This is a genomic window from Luteolibacter sp., assembly GCF_039920825.1.
Classification (GTDB): Bacteria; Verrucomicrobiota; Verrucomicrobiia; order Verrucomicrobiales; family Akkermansiaceae; genus Luteolibacter.
Window position 1 is genome coordinate 262,752 of the sequence record NZ_JBDSCX010000038.1, and the last position, 13,145, is coordinate 275,896.

27 protein-coding genes are annotated in these 13,145 nt (G+C 58.6%); 5 read left to right on the forward strand and 22 right to left on the reverse strand.

Annotated features, from left to right (window positions below; genetic code table 11):
* The 19 genes from ABIQ96_RS10205 to ABIQ96_RS10295 form a co-directional block, all read right to left on the reverse strand.
* Positions 1 to 318, reverse strand: a complete 318-nt coding sequence (locus tag ABIQ96_RS10205) for a hypothetical protein (RefSeq protein ID WP_348214476.1) — start codon at positions 316 to 318, stop codon at positions 1 to 3.
* Positions 315 to 548 (reverse strand): hypothetical protein, encoded by a 234-nt coding sequence (locus tag ABIQ96_RS10210; protein WP_348214477.1) that lies wholly within the window; start codon positions 546 to 548, stop codon positions 315 to 317. Before ABIQ96_RS10210 ends, ABIQ96_RS10205 begins: the two co-directional genes overlap by 4 nt.
* Positions 549 to 550: 2 nt before the next feature.
* Positions 551 to 1,201, reverse strand: a complete 651-nt coding sequence (locus ABIQ96_RS10215; RefSeq protein WP_348214478.1) for a DUF2786 domain-containing protein — start codon at positions 1,199 to 1,201, stop codon at positions 551 to 553.
* Positions 1,198 to 1,368 carry a hypothetical protein gene (locus tag ABIQ96_RS10220; protein ID WP_348214479.1) on the reverse strand — a complete coding sequence of 57 codons (171 nt, stop codon included), beginning with the start codon at positions 1,366 to 1,368 and terminating at the stop codon, positions 1,198 to 1,200. Before ABIQ96_RS10220 ends, ABIQ96_RS10215 begins: the two co-directional genes overlap by 4 nt.
* Before the next feature lie 6 nt (positions 1,369 to 1,374).
* Positions 1,375 to 1,755: a hypothetical protein gene (locus tag ABIQ96_RS10225; protein ID WP_348214480.1), complete on the reverse strand. Its 381-nt coding sequence runs from the start codon at positions 1,753 to 1,755 to the stop codon at positions 1,375 to 1,377.
* A 120-nt stretch (positions 1,756 to 1,875) separates the two neighbouring features.
* On the reverse strand, positions 1,876 to 2,436 hold the full coding sequence (locus ABIQ96_RS10230; protein WP_348214481.1) for a host-nuclease inhibitor Gam family protein: 561 nt from the start codon (positions 2,434 to 2,436) through the stop codon (positions 1,876 to 1,878).
* 48 nt (positions 2,437 to 2,484) lie between these two features.
* The gene (locus ABIQ96_RS10235; protein ID WP_348214482.1) at positions 2,485 to 2,739 is read right to left on the reverse strand and encodes a hypothetical protein; all 255 of its coding nucleotides are present in this window, start codon (positions 2,737 to 2,739) and stop codon (positions 2,485 to 2,487) included.
* 4 nt (positions 2,740 to 2,743) lie between these two features.
* The gene (locus ABIQ96_RS10240; protein WP_348214483.1) at positions 2,744 to 3,922 is read right to left on the reverse strand and encodes an AAA family ATPase; all 1,179 of its coding nucleotides are present in this window, start codon (positions 3,920 to 3,922) and stop codon (positions 2,744 to 2,746) included.
* A 23-nt stretch (positions 3,923 to 3,945) separates the two neighbouring features.
* Positions 3,946 to 4,173: a hypothetical protein gene (locus ABIQ96_RS10245; RefSeq protein WP_348214484.1), complete on the reverse strand. Its 228-nt coding sequence runs from the start codon at positions 4,171 to 4,173 to the stop codon at positions 3,946 to 3,948.
* A gap of 25 nt (positions 4,174 to 4,198) precedes the next feature.
* Positions 4,199 to 4,348 (reverse strand): hypothetical protein, encoded by a 150-nt coding sequence (locus ABIQ96_RS10250; RefSeq protein WP_348214485.1) that lies wholly within the window; start codon positions 4,346 to 4,348, stop codon positions 4,199 to 4,201.
* A gap of 68 nt (positions 4,349 to 4,416) precedes the next feature.
* Complete coding sequence (locus ABIQ96_RS10255) at positions 4,417 to 4,617, reverse strand: hypothetical protein (protein WP_348214486.1); 201 nt, start codon at positions 4,615 to 4,617, stop codon at positions 4,417 to 4,419.
* A gap of 44 nt (positions 4,618 to 4,661) precedes the next feature.
* Positions 4,662 to 6,704 carry a hypothetical protein gene (locus tag ABIQ96_RS10260; protein ID WP_348214487.1) on the reverse strand — a complete coding sequence of 681 codons (2,043 nt, stop codon included), beginning with the start codon at positions 6,702 to 6,704 and terminating at the stop codon, positions 4,662 to 4,664.
* A 21-nt stretch (positions 6,705 to 6,725) separates the two neighbouring features.
* Positions 6,726 to 7,142, reverse strand: coding sequence for a hypothetical protein (locus ABIQ96_RS10265; protein ID WP_348214488.1), 417 nt, complete (start codon positions 7,140 to 7,142; stop codon positions 6,726 to 6,728).
* Positions 7,139 to 7,375 (reverse strand): acyl carrier protein, encoded by a 237-nt coding sequence (locus ABIQ96_RS10270; RefSeq protein WP_348214489.1) that lies wholly within the window; start codon positions 7,373 to 7,375, stop codon positions 7,139 to 7,141. Before ABIQ96_RS10270 ends, ABIQ96_RS10265 begins: the two co-directional genes overlap by 4 nt.
* 2 nt (positions 7,376 to 7,377) lie before the next feature.
* On the reverse strand, positions 7,378 to 7,566 hold the full coding sequence (locus ABIQ96_RS10275) for a hypothetical protein (protein WP_348214490.1): 189 nt from the start codon (positions 7,564 to 7,566) through the stop codon (positions 7,378 to 7,380).
* A 7-nt stretch (positions 7,567 to 7,573) separates the two neighbouring features.
* The gene (locus ABIQ96_RS10280; RefSeq protein WP_348214491.1) at positions 7,574 to 7,747 is read right to left on the reverse strand and encodes a hypothetical protein; all 174 of its coding nucleotides are present in this window, start codon (positions 7,745 to 7,747) and stop codon (positions 7,574 to 7,576) included.
* Positions 7,744 to 8,016, reverse strand: a complete 273-nt coding sequence (locus ABIQ96_RS10285; RefSeq protein WP_348214492.1) for a hypothetical protein — start codon at positions 8,014 to 8,016, stop codon at positions 7,744 to 7,746. Before ABIQ96_RS10285 ends, ABIQ96_RS10280 begins: the two co-directional genes overlap by 4 nt.
* A gap of 5 nt (positions 8,017 to 8,021) precedes the next feature.
* On the reverse strand, positions 8,022 to 8,471 hold the full coding sequence (locus ABIQ96_RS10290) for a helix-turn-helix domain-containing protein (protein ID WP_348214493.1): 450 nt from the start codon (positions 8,469 to 8,471) through the stop codon (positions 8,022 to 8,024).
* Between the two features lie 12 nt (positions 8,472 to 8,483).
* Entirely contained in the window at positions 8,484 to 8,918 is a 435-nt protein-coding gene (locus ABIQ96_RS10295) for a hypothetical protein (RefSeq protein WP_348214494.1), read from the reverse strand.
* A gap of 81 nt (positions 8,919 to 8,999) precedes the next feature.
* On the opposite strand from ABIQ96_RS10295, the gene ABIQ96_RS10300 reads away from it, so the two are divergent.
* Positions 9,000 to 9,446, forward strand: a complete 447-nt coding sequence (locus ABIQ96_RS10300; RefSeq protein ID WP_348214495.1) for a hypothetical protein — start codon at positions 9,000 to 9,002, stop codon at positions 9,444 to 9,446.
* Positions 9,447 to 9,497: 51 nt separating this feature from the next.
* Here the strand turns inward: ABIQ96_RS10300 and ABIQ96_RS10305 are convergent, their stop codons facing one another.
* Genes ABIQ96_RS10305 through ABIQ96_RS10315 form a run of 3 tightly spaced genes read right to left on the reverse strand, consistent with a single transcriptional unit; the run spans position 9,498 to position 10,833 of the window.
* Entirely contained in the window at positions 9,498 to 10,445 is a 948-nt protein-coding gene (locus ABIQ96_RS10305) for a hypothetical protein (protein WP_348214496.1), read from the reverse strand.
* Positions 10,446 to 10,450: 5 nt separating this feature from the next.
* Complete coding sequence (locus ABIQ96_RS10310) at positions 10,451 to 10,615, reverse strand: hypothetical protein (RefSeq protein ID WP_348214497.1); 165 nt, start codon at positions 10,613 to 10,615, stop codon at positions 10,451 to 10,453.
* A 5-nt stretch (positions 10,616 to 10,620) separates the two neighbouring features.
* Positions 10,621 to 10,833 (reverse strand): transcriptional regulator, encoded by a 213-nt coding sequence (locus ABIQ96_RS10315; RefSeq protein WP_348214498.1) that lies wholly within the window; start codon positions 10,831 to 10,833, stop codon positions 10,621 to 10,623.
* 51 nt (positions 10,834 to 10,884) lie between these two features.
* On the opposite strand from ABIQ96_RS10315, the gene ABIQ96_RS10320 reads away from it, so the two are divergent.
* From ABIQ96_RS10320 to ABIQ96_RS10335, 4 genes are all read left to right on the forward strand, one after another.
* A complete protein-coding gene (locus ABIQ96_RS10320; RefSeq protein ID WP_348214499.1) occupies positions 10,885 to 11,649 on the forward strand; it encodes a S24 family peptidase in 765 nt (254 codons plus the stop codon).
* Between the two features lie 151 nt (positions 11,650 to 11,800).
* Positions 11,801 to 12,112 (forward strand): hypothetical protein, encoded by a 312-nt coding sequence (locus ABIQ96_RS10325; protein WP_348214500.1) that lies wholly within the window; start codon positions 11,801 to 11,803, stop codon positions 12,110 to 12,112.
* 43 nt (positions 12,113 to 12,155) lie between these two features.
* The gene (locus ABIQ96_RS10330) at positions 12,156 to 12,716 is read left to right on the forward strand and encodes a hypothetical protein (RefSeq protein ID WP_348214501.1); all 561 of its coding nucleotides are present in this window, start codon (positions 12,156 to 12,158) and stop codon (positions 12,714 to 12,716) included.
* A gap of 180 nt (positions 12,717 to 12,896) precedes the next feature.
* Positions 12,897 to 13,115: a hypothetical protein gene (locus ABIQ96_RS10335; protein ID WP_348214502.1), complete on the forward strand. Its 219-nt coding sequence runs from the start codon at positions 12,897 to 12,899 to the stop codon at positions 13,113 to 13,115.
* Positions 13,116 to 13,145 lie beyond the last annotated feature (30 nt).

Sequence of the window (13,145 nt, forward strand, 5' to 3'; positions counted from 1 at the left end):
TTAGACCTTGATGGTTTTGCGGGCACGGGCGGCGTTGCGGCTGTTGATCCACCGTCCGACCTCACGGGAAAACTGAATGGAAAGGCTTTCAAGAAGGTGCAGCTTCGAGCAGATGTCATCGTGCAGCCAGGTCGGCGGCTCCCCATCGTCGTCATATTCGAGATAGTCGGCGTCGCCGTATTCCACGAAGAGAACTTCATCCTCAAACTCATAGGAGCGTGTCCATTCGCAGGCTTCGATCTCGCGGCCGGACATGACCTTTTTGACGGTTGCCAGGAGAGCGTTCGCCGTTTCCTTCGCTTGTTCGATGTCCATCATGGCTTCTGGCGAATTGCTTTGGTGACTTCGTGGCGAATCTCCTTCTTGAGTTTTTTCACACCGCGCTTGAACGCCTTGTCGGTGATGACGCCGTGAAGGAAAGTTGTGGCCAGGGCTTCGGTCAGCCGGTCGAACTTGTCCCGCAATGCGGATGGCAGGGTGATGCCGAGGCGGTCGAGTTGTGAGGAAACGGCAATTGATAGAACGGAGATGTCGAGTGGTGTCTTCATGGTCAGAAGGGGAGCAGCGGCTGGGTGGTGCCACGGATGGCGTTGCGGATCCCAGCCTTCTTGCCGGCGTCGTAACCATCGGAAAACGCGCGGTCCGATTTCGCCTTGGGAGCCTGAATCGTGGTTGTCTTGCTGTAGCCGGAGCCGACACAGATCACCTCGTCCACGTATTTCTTGGCGCAAAGGATGATCCCCGGAACGTGGAACACGGCGGGCATGAGGCGGTTGATAGATGCCGAGAATCCACGGAGAAAGGCATTCCGATCCCGGAGCCGCTTGTTGGTCCGCGTCCGCCATGCACGGCACATCGTTCTAACGAGATAGGTGTAGACGTAGGCCGCCAGGGCAACCTGTTCCGGGAGTCCGATGAAGTGGATTTCCTTCCTGCAGCCGGTGATGAACAGCGTGTCGACGCCGAAATGTTCCTTCACAATTCCGGCCGCCAGGACCTGTGCGGGGCCAGCCGTTGATTTTACGGTTTCGTGTGTGAGGACGCCGATGTCGGAGTCCGGCGGAATGTCTTCGAGCCGCAGGCCGTTATCGGCGGCGAGCTGAAGCGCCTTGGCCATGGCGGTTGCCGCTTCGGCAGGAGTCGCCCCGCCGTCCTTGCTGAGGCGGAGAAGCTTTTTGATTTTGTCGATGATGGGGTTCATGGCGTGGTGAGGTCCTTGGATTGTTCCTGGTGCCAGTCGGCCAGGGTGTTGAGCGGCTTGATGAATGGCCGGAGGATGGAGGCGACGCCGGGGCTGCAGAAGTCGATCAGTGAGCCAAGCGCTGCAGCGAGGCGATAGAGCATGATGGCGGTTGCGGCGTGTTTCATGGTGGGTTATCCTTGATAGAATTCATCGCTGCCACAGTTCGGGCAGACGAGCGTTTCGCCGATGCCATCGGGTTCACGATCCTTGGCATCATCGGAACCCTGCCACCCGCAATCACAGCATTCGTCCGCAGTCCTTTCATCGGTCAGGTGCTCAATTCGAATACTAACTATTTGCCGGGCTTTTTCGCGGCGGCGGCGTGAAGCGTTAAATGCTTCGATCAACTCTTCTGCCCATAAGTTCGCCTGGCCTTCGGTCTTGAGGTTAAGGCGCCCGGGATTCTTCATTTCAAGTTGTGAAGGATTCGTGGCTCTCCAGGAATCGTAAGTTTCCTCCCAAGTTGGGGTGTCACCGACGTTGCGGATCTGAATTATAATTTTGAATTTCATGGCGGTTGGAAAAAAGGAAGCTGCTCCGGGGAATCCCCGGTCGTGATGCCGGGATGGGAGCTGAGGTGTTACTGGCCGGATCCACTTTCCACCGGCCACAGCTATTGTGTTGGGGGAAAGTTAGACGACGGCGGGTTGCGGCTCGGCGGTGGTGGAGAGGCGGTCGGCTTCGTCGGATTTGGATTCGACGTAGAAGGTTTCGCCGGAGTCGATGCGGAGGCCGAGGGCGGCGAGTTCCACGTCGGTGAGTTTGGCGGCCTTGATGGCCTCCTTATCGACTTCCTCGGTGGTGACGGAGCGGAAGTATTTTTTGGCGATCTTGAGTTCCGCCAGGATCTTCTCCCAGGTCCACTTCTTATTGAGTGTTTTCAGCGTCGGATTGCCGGAACGGAAACCGAAGCGGGCGAGCGCGCAGGCCGCGGATTTGAGGCCGCCGGTGAACAGGCTTTCGCGGTGGCAGTTGGCGTAAGTGGCGGCGAGTTTCAACAGAGAGGCGAGGCGCGAATTGTCGGCTTCGATCTGCTCATCGTGTTCGGCGCGGACAAGCTGAATGGCCACGTCGCGCTTTGCTTCGAGACCACGGAGGCGGACTTCAAGGCGGGCGATTTCATCGACCGTGTTGTGAAGCTGATCGTTGGTTTCGATGGCGGGAAGTTTGGCTTTTTTCGGTTTGGCAGGCATGGGGATAGTTGATGGTGGAGAGTTGATAGTTGATAGGAGTGATGGGAGTTATCCGACGAAGCCGCCGACGAGGTGATCGGCGAGGTTGGAAACGTCCTCGCGTTTGAGGGCGAGTTCGACGCGGTCGGAGTCGATGATGATCCAGGCGGCCCGGTCGGGGTTCCTGCCTTTCGCGACGCTCTTGAGGATGTCGGCTTCCGTCGTGCGGTGGATGCCGGTGGTGATGGATTGGAAGCCGGTGGAGATGGCTTCATCTATCGTGATGACGCGGAGGCCGTGAATGGTGTTAGGGATGCCTTTCATGGGATCAGGTCCAGTCGTTGGCGGGTTCGGCGGCGTTGCTCTCGATGGTGAGGTGGGCTTGCGTCCAGTGCTTCCAGTTGAGCGGTTCCTTGGCGTGGACGGCGAATTTTCGGCCATAGCGGATGCGCTCGGTCATGGCTTTGAGGCCGTGATCCTTGGCGAGCATGCGGAGGATTTCGTAGGGCTTCTCGGGTGCCTTGAGACCGGGGAAATCGAACTGGAGGGTTTTCGCCGGCCAGTCGAGTCCGTTCTTTTTGAAGATCAGGGAAGCATCCGCTTTCAGGACAATGTCACCTAACTGGCAGCGATGGACGCCACGGCGGAAGAGCTGTTCGAGGTGGGCCTTGCGCTCCTTTTCAATCTCGGTGCGGAAGATGTTAGTCGTGCTGATGACCATCCCGCAACCGCAGTGGTCGTAAATCGAGCGGAGGACCTCACAGCAGGCGAAGAAGCTTTCCCGCCGATAGGTGTAAATGAGCTGATGGAATTCATCGAGAATCAACACCATGTCCGGTGTGATCGCGCCCTTGACGCGGTGGATGAGATCGGCGGTGTTGCCCTTAATGGCGACGCCGACTTTTGCCGCGATGGCGCGGATGAATCCGCCAAGGCCTTCGGAGGATGGGACGGTGACCAGGGGCGACGCGCCGTGGTTGTTATGGATGGCGAAGTATTCGAGCCCCCATGTTTTTCCGAGGTGGGATGCGCTGTAGAGGAAGACGGGCGTGTGGGATTCCCTGGCTAATTCGCAGGCGGTCCAGATCCGCTTGGAGGATGGGGTGATGACGAACTCGATCTTGCCGAGCTTGGCCTCGGCGAGCTGGATGCGGCGGAAGGCTTCGATGCCTTCGACAAGTTTGTCAGGGAGATCGTAAAGGCTCTGGGTGCGCGGATCCCGGTAGGTGCCGGTGATGATCTTATCGACGGTTTTCCGGTCGTAGCCGATCTGCGCGGCGAAGTCGTCGAGGAAGATTTGTTTGTCGATGCACCATTGGAAGGCCCAGACCATGAGTTCCTTTTTCAAAGGAGTGCAGTGGCGGAGGTTCTGCTGGAGGGTATCGCCGGAGACCCGCCAGGAGGCGCGGGCGTTGCCGCCCTGGTTGATCTTGGCGGCGTCGGTTAGGGCGAGGCGCTCGGGTTGGGAGAGCGGGATTTCTACGGTGGTGGTGGTGGCGGGTTGCATAAGGGTAGGAAAGTTGCTAGGTTTCAGCGTTCAGTTTTCAGGGAAGAGGCTACGGCTACTTCGGTGATGCGCCGGTGACAGCGGTGGCAGTCCAACAAAAGGACTCCTCCGGTTTCGTAGGTCACTCTCACGCCAGCTCCGGGACAGCAAAGGGCGGCGAGGACGATCTGTTTTTCGTGAGCGTGTTTGCAGCCGGGCGTCTGGCAGCCGGATGCGGCGTAGATGTCGAGTTGTGGTTGGGTCAAAGGCATGGCGGTTGAGTTGATGGTTAGGATTTCAGAGGCAATCGAACTTTGCCGATAGTTCGTGTAGTTGTGCTGAGTTGATCAGCCCTTCGCTGTAGGCGCGGCCCAGAGCGCGTTTAAAGGGGGCGCGACGCCAGATTTTGAAGCGACGGCGGATGGTGGATTTGATTGGTGTTTTCATTGGTTCAGTGGCTGGCTGGCTGGCTGGCTGGCTGGAAAGTCGATTATGTTAGGCGGTCTCATGGCTGTTTAGAGAATGATGATTCCTTCGCTCGCGAAGAAATCGCGGGCAAAATCCTTCAACATGAGGTCGACGCCATTCGCATGCTGGAGTATGACGATTTTCGCACCGTGGGTGCCGACGATGTGGCCTAGCTGAAGAAGGCGGGCCTGCATGGAGACGCCCTTCAATTCGTCGCAGGAGATTTCGAGAGCTTTGATTTCTTTCATGGTTGTGGTTTGTTAGTGATGCAGGGACAGGATGTCCCTGCCACTTAGAGGAGATCAGCGGGGTCGAAGAAGGCGGCGGGGGTGGCGGTGAAGTCTTCGGTTTCCGTTTCGGCATCGAGCATCGAGCTTGCGTCGAAACCGGCTTCGGCCAGGGAGCGGTCGCGGGCGGTGGGTTGGGATGCCGTGCGGATGGCGGCGGTGTTGAGCTTGATGTGAGGCAGACGTGTGACGCCGTGACGGGCGGCGGTTTCGCGGATGGCGTCCTTGAAATCGCGCTCGGCTTCGCCGTGCTTTTGCATGATGGCTTCCACGTCGCCGTGGGTGACTGACCGGTCGCGGGAGGCGCGGCCAAGGAAACGGCCCGTCTTGGCATCCGATAGATAGAGGTGATCCTGTTTCCAGGGATTGAAGTGGGTGAGGATTTCGGTGCCGTTTTCGATGCGGCGGACAAATCCATCCGAGTCCTGATAGGTGGCTTTGAAGCGAATCTTGCCGACACCGGGATAGGTGAAAGAGATGCGCCCGCCGGTGGCCTCGCGGATCTTTCCGTATTCCGGACCGAGGAGATCCGGGACCGCCTCGTGTGGCGGCTTGATGAGGCGTTGCTGATGGGCCAGAACGACCTCGCCGGGGGAAAGCTTGCGTGGCCGCGTAAGCGTGGGGTCCAGCCGAAGCGAGAGTCCGAGGATCTGCCGTTCGTGGTCCGGTAGTCCGGCGACGGCATCATCTAGCGGGATCCAGGTATCCGTATTCCGGTTCGCGCAGAACTCTTGGATGATAAGATTGCATTCACCCCAGCCTTCGATCTCATGTTCCGTGCGGAAGTTGATCATGTCATAGGCTTCGTTCACGGCGAAGACGGCTTCGGTTAGGTCGAGGAAGCCAAGCTGGAGTTTGTCGCGGAGTGCGGGAACGGCATCGGCCAGGGCGAGCAGCATTTCGTTTTCGTTCGACATGCCGGTGAGCTGGCCGGGGCAGTCGTCGCGATTCATGCCGGTCTGGCCGGTGATGTGGCCGAGGCTGTTCTGGACCAGGTTGCCCATGCCTTCCTTCAGTGCTTTGGCATTCGGGTTTCCTTTGGCGCGTTCCTTCCATCCCCCGCCGAAGGCGGCGGTGCCGGACATGCCCGCCCGCTGGACGGTGAGCTTGCCACCGAACCACATGAGGAGCTTGGCCTCGAACGCTTTGCTGATAGAGGCAGTGCCGTTCTCGACATTGAAGATGGTGCCATCCGGATGGACGCCGTAGTCGAGAAGCCAGTTGACCAGGTAGAGGTGGAAGTCGCGGCCGTTGAGCTGCTTCATTTTTCCCGTCTCCATGTCCGGAAGCCGGGGCTTGAGGCCGGGCCTGAAAATGAAGGTGGAAAAGTGATCGATGCACCCGAACTCCAGCAGCCGATACGCCCGCTTGTAGCCGAGGACATTCACGAGGAAGTTGTGCCACATGTCGTCGAACTGGATCTCGCCGAAGGGGTAGCGGCCGACGCGGGTGGTGATGACTCCGGCAATGAGTTTCTTCGCGGCGGTGCGGCCCTTGCGTGCGGCGGCCAGCTCCACATCATTCGGCATGTGGTTGAGCAGATTGGAATAGTTCCAGCCCCTCGGAATCCGCGATCCGGCACCGGGACCGGGACAGCGATCATAACCGGGGATGGCTTTGGTGAGGTCGCCATTGCGCCATTGTTTCCACCGGAGGATGAGACGGGCGTGTGCGGGTTTGGCTTTCCGGTCGTTCGACTCGACGAGGAATTTCCAATGTTGGATGAAGTCGTGAGGAAGGGTGACCTGCTTCGACTCGTCGCGGATCCAGAACTCGGAGGTGTGGCGCTTGTCCATGAGCTGCCGCCAGTCGCCGGTTTTCGAATAACGCTGCCATGGCTGATAGATCGAGTTGAAATGTTTCTCGGCGGCAGCCGCGAACTGATGGCAGACGGCGGTTGTCCGGCCCTTCCCTGCCGCCGAGATGGCGGCCATGACTTCCAGCATCCAACTGACACGGTCGCGTGTGATCTGCGGCAGACCGGCGTATTCGCGGGCGTCTTCGGTCGGAATGCTGAATGTGAGGCGGGTGAGGGTGTGTTGGGCCATGGTGAAGTTGGAAGTGACCGGTTAGCAGTGATCGGAGAACGAGGTCTTTGGTTCGTTAGAGATTGGAAACGGATCGTTTCCGCCTGCGGACTCCAGGATTTGCTTGAGAAGCCGAATGACTCGCTGCCTTTTGTTGGGAGGCAAAAATCCGGGCGGGTGGGAGTCATGTTCTTTTCCGCCGATGGTACGATTGAGCAACAGCGCCTCGGTTGCGAGGGTGCGGATGGTTGCGAGTGGATCCGGTGTTGGCGCGGCCTCGGGTGCGTTCATCTTGTTCCATGCTTCGACGGCTTCAGCCACGGAGGGGAGTGATTCGGTGGCGGGCCAAACGTCGCAGTCGATGAGGTTCGAGCACTGGAGGTGATGGCCGTTTTCATCGGAGGTGCCGAGGGCATGCTGGCCACAGCATTTGCAGGGAATGGGAGCGACGGGGATCATGCCGGTTGTTTCGAGAGGATGAGTTGATAGAGATCGTGGACGGTGAGGGCGGAGGCGGATTCCTCGTCGGTGAACTCGATGCCGAATTGTTCCTCGCAATCGAGAATCAGATCGACGTGGTCGAGTGAGTCGAAGCCGAGGCTGGTGAAGGTGGATTCCGGCAAGACTTCATCGGCACCCAGGACGCCGTGCTCGCAGATGAGGGCGACGAGATTTTCAAGGGTGGGATCCATGATCATTTCTCGTGGTCGGGATTGAGGGTGACGCGGATGAGGCCCGCATCGACCAGGGCGTGAGTTGCGCAGGAAAGGGCTTTGGCACAGCACGGGCCGATAGGCTTCTGAAGAGCATGGTCGAACGAGCGGGCAACGGTCTTTCCACCGCAGAGGCCGCAGGTAATCATTTCGAGTGGCTTGGGTTCCATGGCTAGGTTAGATTCGACGTTGACCGGGGTTGTGTTTGCGCTCGTAGTAGAGGCAGGCTTGCCGCCATTCCTCCTTGCGGATGCGCTGGAAGCGCGGACGGAAAAACAACCACGCCGCAAACCAGCCGAAGCCGATGAGGAGCGCGGAGAGAATGATGGCTAGAACGGTGTCTGGTATCATGGCTTGGTTTGGTGGGTGAGAGCGGCGGCCTCGGCGGCATTGATGCCCCAGGCGGATCTGGCGATCTCCAAGGGGATCGACTGGAGGTAGAACTGATAGGTGACGAGGAAGAAGTTGTAAGGCTGATGACCGAAGGTGCGCTTGAGCAGCGCGGCCAAAATGACGTCGAGGGGACGCGCCTCGAATAGTTCAGGGTGGGTCCTCGAAACCCGCGCTGCGGACTGATAGGAGCGGAGCAGGATCACGACGAATGGCGGGTTGTGGATCATGGCGGTTAGGCGGTGGCGAGTTCGGTGCGGATGCGACCGGCGGCTTGTTGGAGGGAGTCGGCGGCGGCGAGAAGCCAGACGCGGGTGGTGGGGCGGGCGGCGATGTCCGCAGCTGCGAGGATCTCCGCGACCAGATCCGGGCTGAGGGCGAGGCCGTTGGTCACGCGGGTTTCGAGATCGCGGACCATGGCGCGGAAGTGGCCGTCGGCTTCGGCGAGATCTGGCACGCTGCGGAGGGCGTGATGGGCGGTGCCGTGTTGCTTCGCGCCGATGGCGTTGGCGAGATCCTCAAGCGTCCAGGTGGGATTCTCCCGATGGAGAACCCAAATGACCAGCCAGCGGGCATGCACCACGCGCTGGGTGCGCTTGCGGCCTATGAGCATTTTTACCGGGATGCCGGAGACGGCGGCGACGCGGTCGAGCACGGTCATGATGGCGATGGCTTTGTCTTGCATGGCTGGCAATGGTTAGGAAATGGCCGCCCGCTCCCCCCCCGGAGAGCGGACGGCGGTGGTTCCTGCCTCGGGTGGGCTGGAAGGGGGCAGGGAGCGGGAGAGAAAGGTGACGAGTTCCTTGCGCATCCACTCCGGCCAGGTGCGGGTGATGGTGGCGACATCCCGAAAGGGTTTTTCCTCGCTGTAGCGGCCGTTGCTGTTTTTCAGGATGAACATGACCAGGTCATCGACATGGATGCGGTAGGAGATGTTCCGGCCGTGGTGCCTGGCATCACAGCCGGTGCATTGTTGGGCTGGCAGTTCGCCACTGATGCAGCGTTGCCGGATGAAGGTGCGACCCCAGCCGGAGTGTTGCGCGGCCTCGTCCACAGAGAACCAGTCCTGCGCCGGGAGGCGGGAAAGGACGATGGCTTTTCCAGGGAGATATGCGGCGGGGCTGGTTGGCATGGGTGGTGGAAGTGTGAGAAATGACGTCCGTGGTTCAGGAAGCGGCTTGATCCCCAGTCAGGCGGGGATCACGATCCGGACATGAAGACCGTTCCTCCGGACTGGATGAAATTTCTTGGTTGGGTGACTGACCAAGCGGGCAATGCGGGTTCCAAGCGCCTGACGCCTGGCATAGATCCGGGCCGCTGGCTGAAGGATCTGCCAGAGGAGATTCATCAAGAATCCGACCGGGCGGTTGAGACATGGGTTCAGACGGGGAGCTGGCCGCTGTCCTCTTCGATGAAGTTGGATGCCTCGATGTTGACCGGCACTCGTCTGCTATATGCGACGGAAGTATTGCTGACTCGGATGAAGGACGAAAAGCCGTGTCCGCCGAAAGAAGCGTGGACGAAGGTATTACGCCGCGCCTATCTTGTTGACTGGGCCGCAGGCGGAGCAGCTTGGGTATCGAAAAGCCCATGGCTTTCAACCGACTGGCCAGAAGCCATCGAAAATGAGTTCCGGTCACAACGGAATCAGATGAACTAGTGTGAGGTTCCATAAATTAGTTAGCTACTAGGCGGGTGGTAGTTGCTAGAATCAGGCGTCGAGTGCTTTCCAGGAATCGACGAAGGGCTTGATGAGGAGGTCGTAAATGTCGGCGCGTTCCTTCTTGGTGAGAGAGGCGGCGGGGTGTTTGGCGAGTTCGCCTTTGCCGTCGGCATCGATCAGGGCGTTCATCCAGAAGGCGGGCGAGCCGGGCTTGGGGCGGTGATCCTTGGAGTCGTGGCCGAAGAGGGCGGTGCGGGCGATGAGGCGGTTGGCTTCGACCTTGGCCTGCGGCGTGGCGGCGGGTGCTTTCCTGCCGCCATTGTTTCTGCTAGGATTGTTGGAGCCGTTGGTTTTCTCCGGTGCTTCGTAGCCGAGGCTTGATAGAAAATCCGACTGGAGCAGCTCGCGCTGGGTCTTGTCCTGGGTGAGGAGTCCCACAGCATTGCCGAGGGCCTCGGATTCTTCCGGCGTCCAATCCCACGGCGCGGTGCGGCAGATGGAAATGACATCCCCGCCGTGCTTCTCGGCGAGGGCTTCGATGGCGTCGGCGACCTTCATCCACCGCCCCGCAGTGTCGTCTGAAATACCTGCAAAATCCGTCAGCATTGAAGGCCAATCTGGAAACTCCGCAGCGTGCGGAGTTTTTTTCGGCCGGCCGCCGTTCGGGTTGCGCTCGCCGAAGTAGAGGACGCGGAGTGCGCGGAGGTGGAGACCGGCCATGGCGGTGGCGGCGAGAGTGGCGCGGGAGCAGAGCTTGACCTGGCCGGACCAGTGACTGAGGCCGTCACGGGCGGTCTGAAAGGTGGCGAGCGCGGTGGCGGCGGCCGCGATTTCCATGGGGGATTGGCTGGTTGCTTCCGGGCCTGATAGAAGAACTTCCGAGGGGCTGGAGAAAATCGGGTCTCCATTTCTGTCCAGACAGGTGTGCTTCTTAAGTCCGGAAACGGTCGCGAAATCGCGGGAGCAGTGAGGGCAGGTGTGGGATGATTGAGGCATGAATGTTAGAGTCGGAGGCTGTTGGCATCCCGGCGGCACTGGAGGGCAACGGCGGCGTGGTAGTTGGCGAGGAGGGAGCGACCGGCGGCCTTGGCGACTTTGGCCTGCTTGATGTTGATCCAGGCGCAGACGCGGATAGAGCGGATGGCGTTATGAAGGGTTTCGTTCACGGGTGTTAGGATATGAGGTTTGGGAGTTCATTGACGCGGGTCATGAGGCTCTTGCTGGAGCGTTCACCACTCAGCACCCGGCTCAGGTGACCGACATCGCAACCGAGGCGTTTCGCCGCCGTATTGATTGACCATCCACGGCGAGCGAGAATGCGGGGGGTGTTCCGTTGGATGCGGGGTTTGGGCTGTTCAACCGCGCCGCTGCGTGCAAAGCTCATGTCCGTATAGAAACACTGTCCGAATGGACACGCAATAAAAAAGATGTCCAAATGGAAACATTCGCGGAGCGCCTGACTTGGAGCATTGAAAGGTCTGGCCTCGGCAGGCCCGAATTCGCTGTAAGGGCGGGCGCTGGAACGTCGGCTCTGGCTAAATGGCTTGCTGGAAAACTGATGCCAAAAAGTGAGCAGATGCTAGGAATAGCAAGGGCTGCAAACGTCTCCATGGAATGGTTGATCAGCGGTGAGGGGCCAAGGGACTCAGGGACGGCTTTTGTAAGTATGTTAGGAAAAATTAAGGATCTTAGCTCCGAATATCATCCGAATGATCCGGCATCCCAAGAGCGTTTTGTGGATTTCCTTACGGACGCGATCAATCCCGTGGTGAGCATTATGTCCGAACGGAAAGACGCGGTGGAACTCAAAACTGGAGATCGAAGAATTCCCGTGCTCGGGTGGGCGCATGCCGGTGCCGCCGCAGTCTATGAAGAGATCGCCGTATCGCATCGCCAAACAATGCCGACCGACTGCCGGGATCCGAAAGCTTTCGGCGTCATCCTAGAGGGTGATTCCATGGAGGATTCTTTTCGCGAGAAAGATCAATTGGTTTTAATGCCCGGCGAGGAAGCCTACAGCGGTTGCTTGGCTGTGTGCCGTTTCGTAGATGACGGCGTGGTATTCCGGCGTCTAGAATTCATGGGCAACCAAGTGAGACTGATGCCGCTGAATCCTCGGTATGAATCCACCACCCACCAGCGTAGTGATTTCTCATGGATCTATCCAATCTGGGAATCGCGCCGCCAGATCTGGAAATGAAACTGCACAGAACATCAAGATCATGAAACCATGAGAGACAATCCCATGCTGGACCGGGTGATCGGAGGACTTGTCCTCTGGGTGCCGCTTGTCGTGATCCTCGGATTGATCGCTGCGGGAAAATGGCTAATGAAACAATTCTAACGAAATCATGAAACACATCACCCTTCTTGGAATCGTTTTTGCATTAATCGCCAGCTCAGGCTGTGAGAAAAAAGCAGTTCCGGTGATGCCGGATCCCGCGCTTGCCCAAGTGAAAATCTTGGAGGATCAAGCGAGGAAAGACCGGCTTCAGATTGCGAGACTCCGAGCGGACATCGCGATCTTCAGGGCGCGGGCTGCGGTCAATGGTTACGGAGATGAAACCGAAGAGGAAAAGCTAAGGTGGGATCTTGAAAGCGAACAAGGCAGCAAAGGCTTTGATGAAAAGGTCCGGAAGATGCAGGCGGAGTTTGGGAAGTAGGCATGGCGGATGGGAATTATCTATCAAAAATACGAACAAATCTATGAAACAGCTCTTGCTAGCCACCGTCCTTGCCACTTTGACAACCCAGGCTTTTGCCCAGACGAAGCTCTGGACCTGGAAGGCAAAACAAGGACCCTACACGCAGGTGCTGCGGACGGCCGCCATGGCGAGTGACGGATCCGCGGCCTTTGTCATCGGACAGCCGCGACCGCCGGAGGGTTTTACAGACCGAGCGCCCCGTTATCTGATTGTGTGGGTGAGCGCCAAGGGGAAGGAGCTGCTTTCGACAGAGATCCAAACGACTGATTCCGACTGGAAGATTGCTGGCGATGTTTCCACCTGGGAGGTCGCCCTGTTTGACAAAGATAAACTTGTTGTCGGCAACGATGAGAACGTCCGCATCTACAAGCTAGAGAATGGCAAGGTATCCCCGCCCAAGATCCTAAAGACTGCAAATCCTATGATGTTTGGAGGCAACGGTTTTCAAGGATGGTTGTCGACCGATGGCGTCCCAAACCGTTTGTCAGTTTACGATGATGGCGGGGACGAGCACTGGATTGAGGTCAAGCATGTTGTTTCCTTGACCGCGTGGAAACCGTGAAACCCGAAATGGTTTCGGGTTTTGAATAAGCCGGAAGTCGTTTCCGGTTTCCAATAACTCCCCACGTTGGGGAGTTTTTTTACGCACCGGTCCCACGCCGCAGTTGTCACGGATGTTTACGGCGGGTGGTTTGGAATGATGGGGTGCTTGCAACCCCACCCACCAAAACCACCACTACCGATGAAACCATCCCTGCTGCGTCTGTTATTCATGGTCTGCCTGATCGGGCTGCTACCATCCTGCGTCACCACGGTTGACCCGAAAGGGGTCAAAACCACCACCCCGGACGCGCCGACCATCGGCCTCGTCAGCGGCATGGTGAAGTGGGCGGTCGATTCCTGGGCCGTCGCCCATGCGCCGACTCCCGTCATTGTGCCTGTGATTTCTCAGGACAAGTGACTCCCGTAAGGGGCGAGGCGATGCACCTTT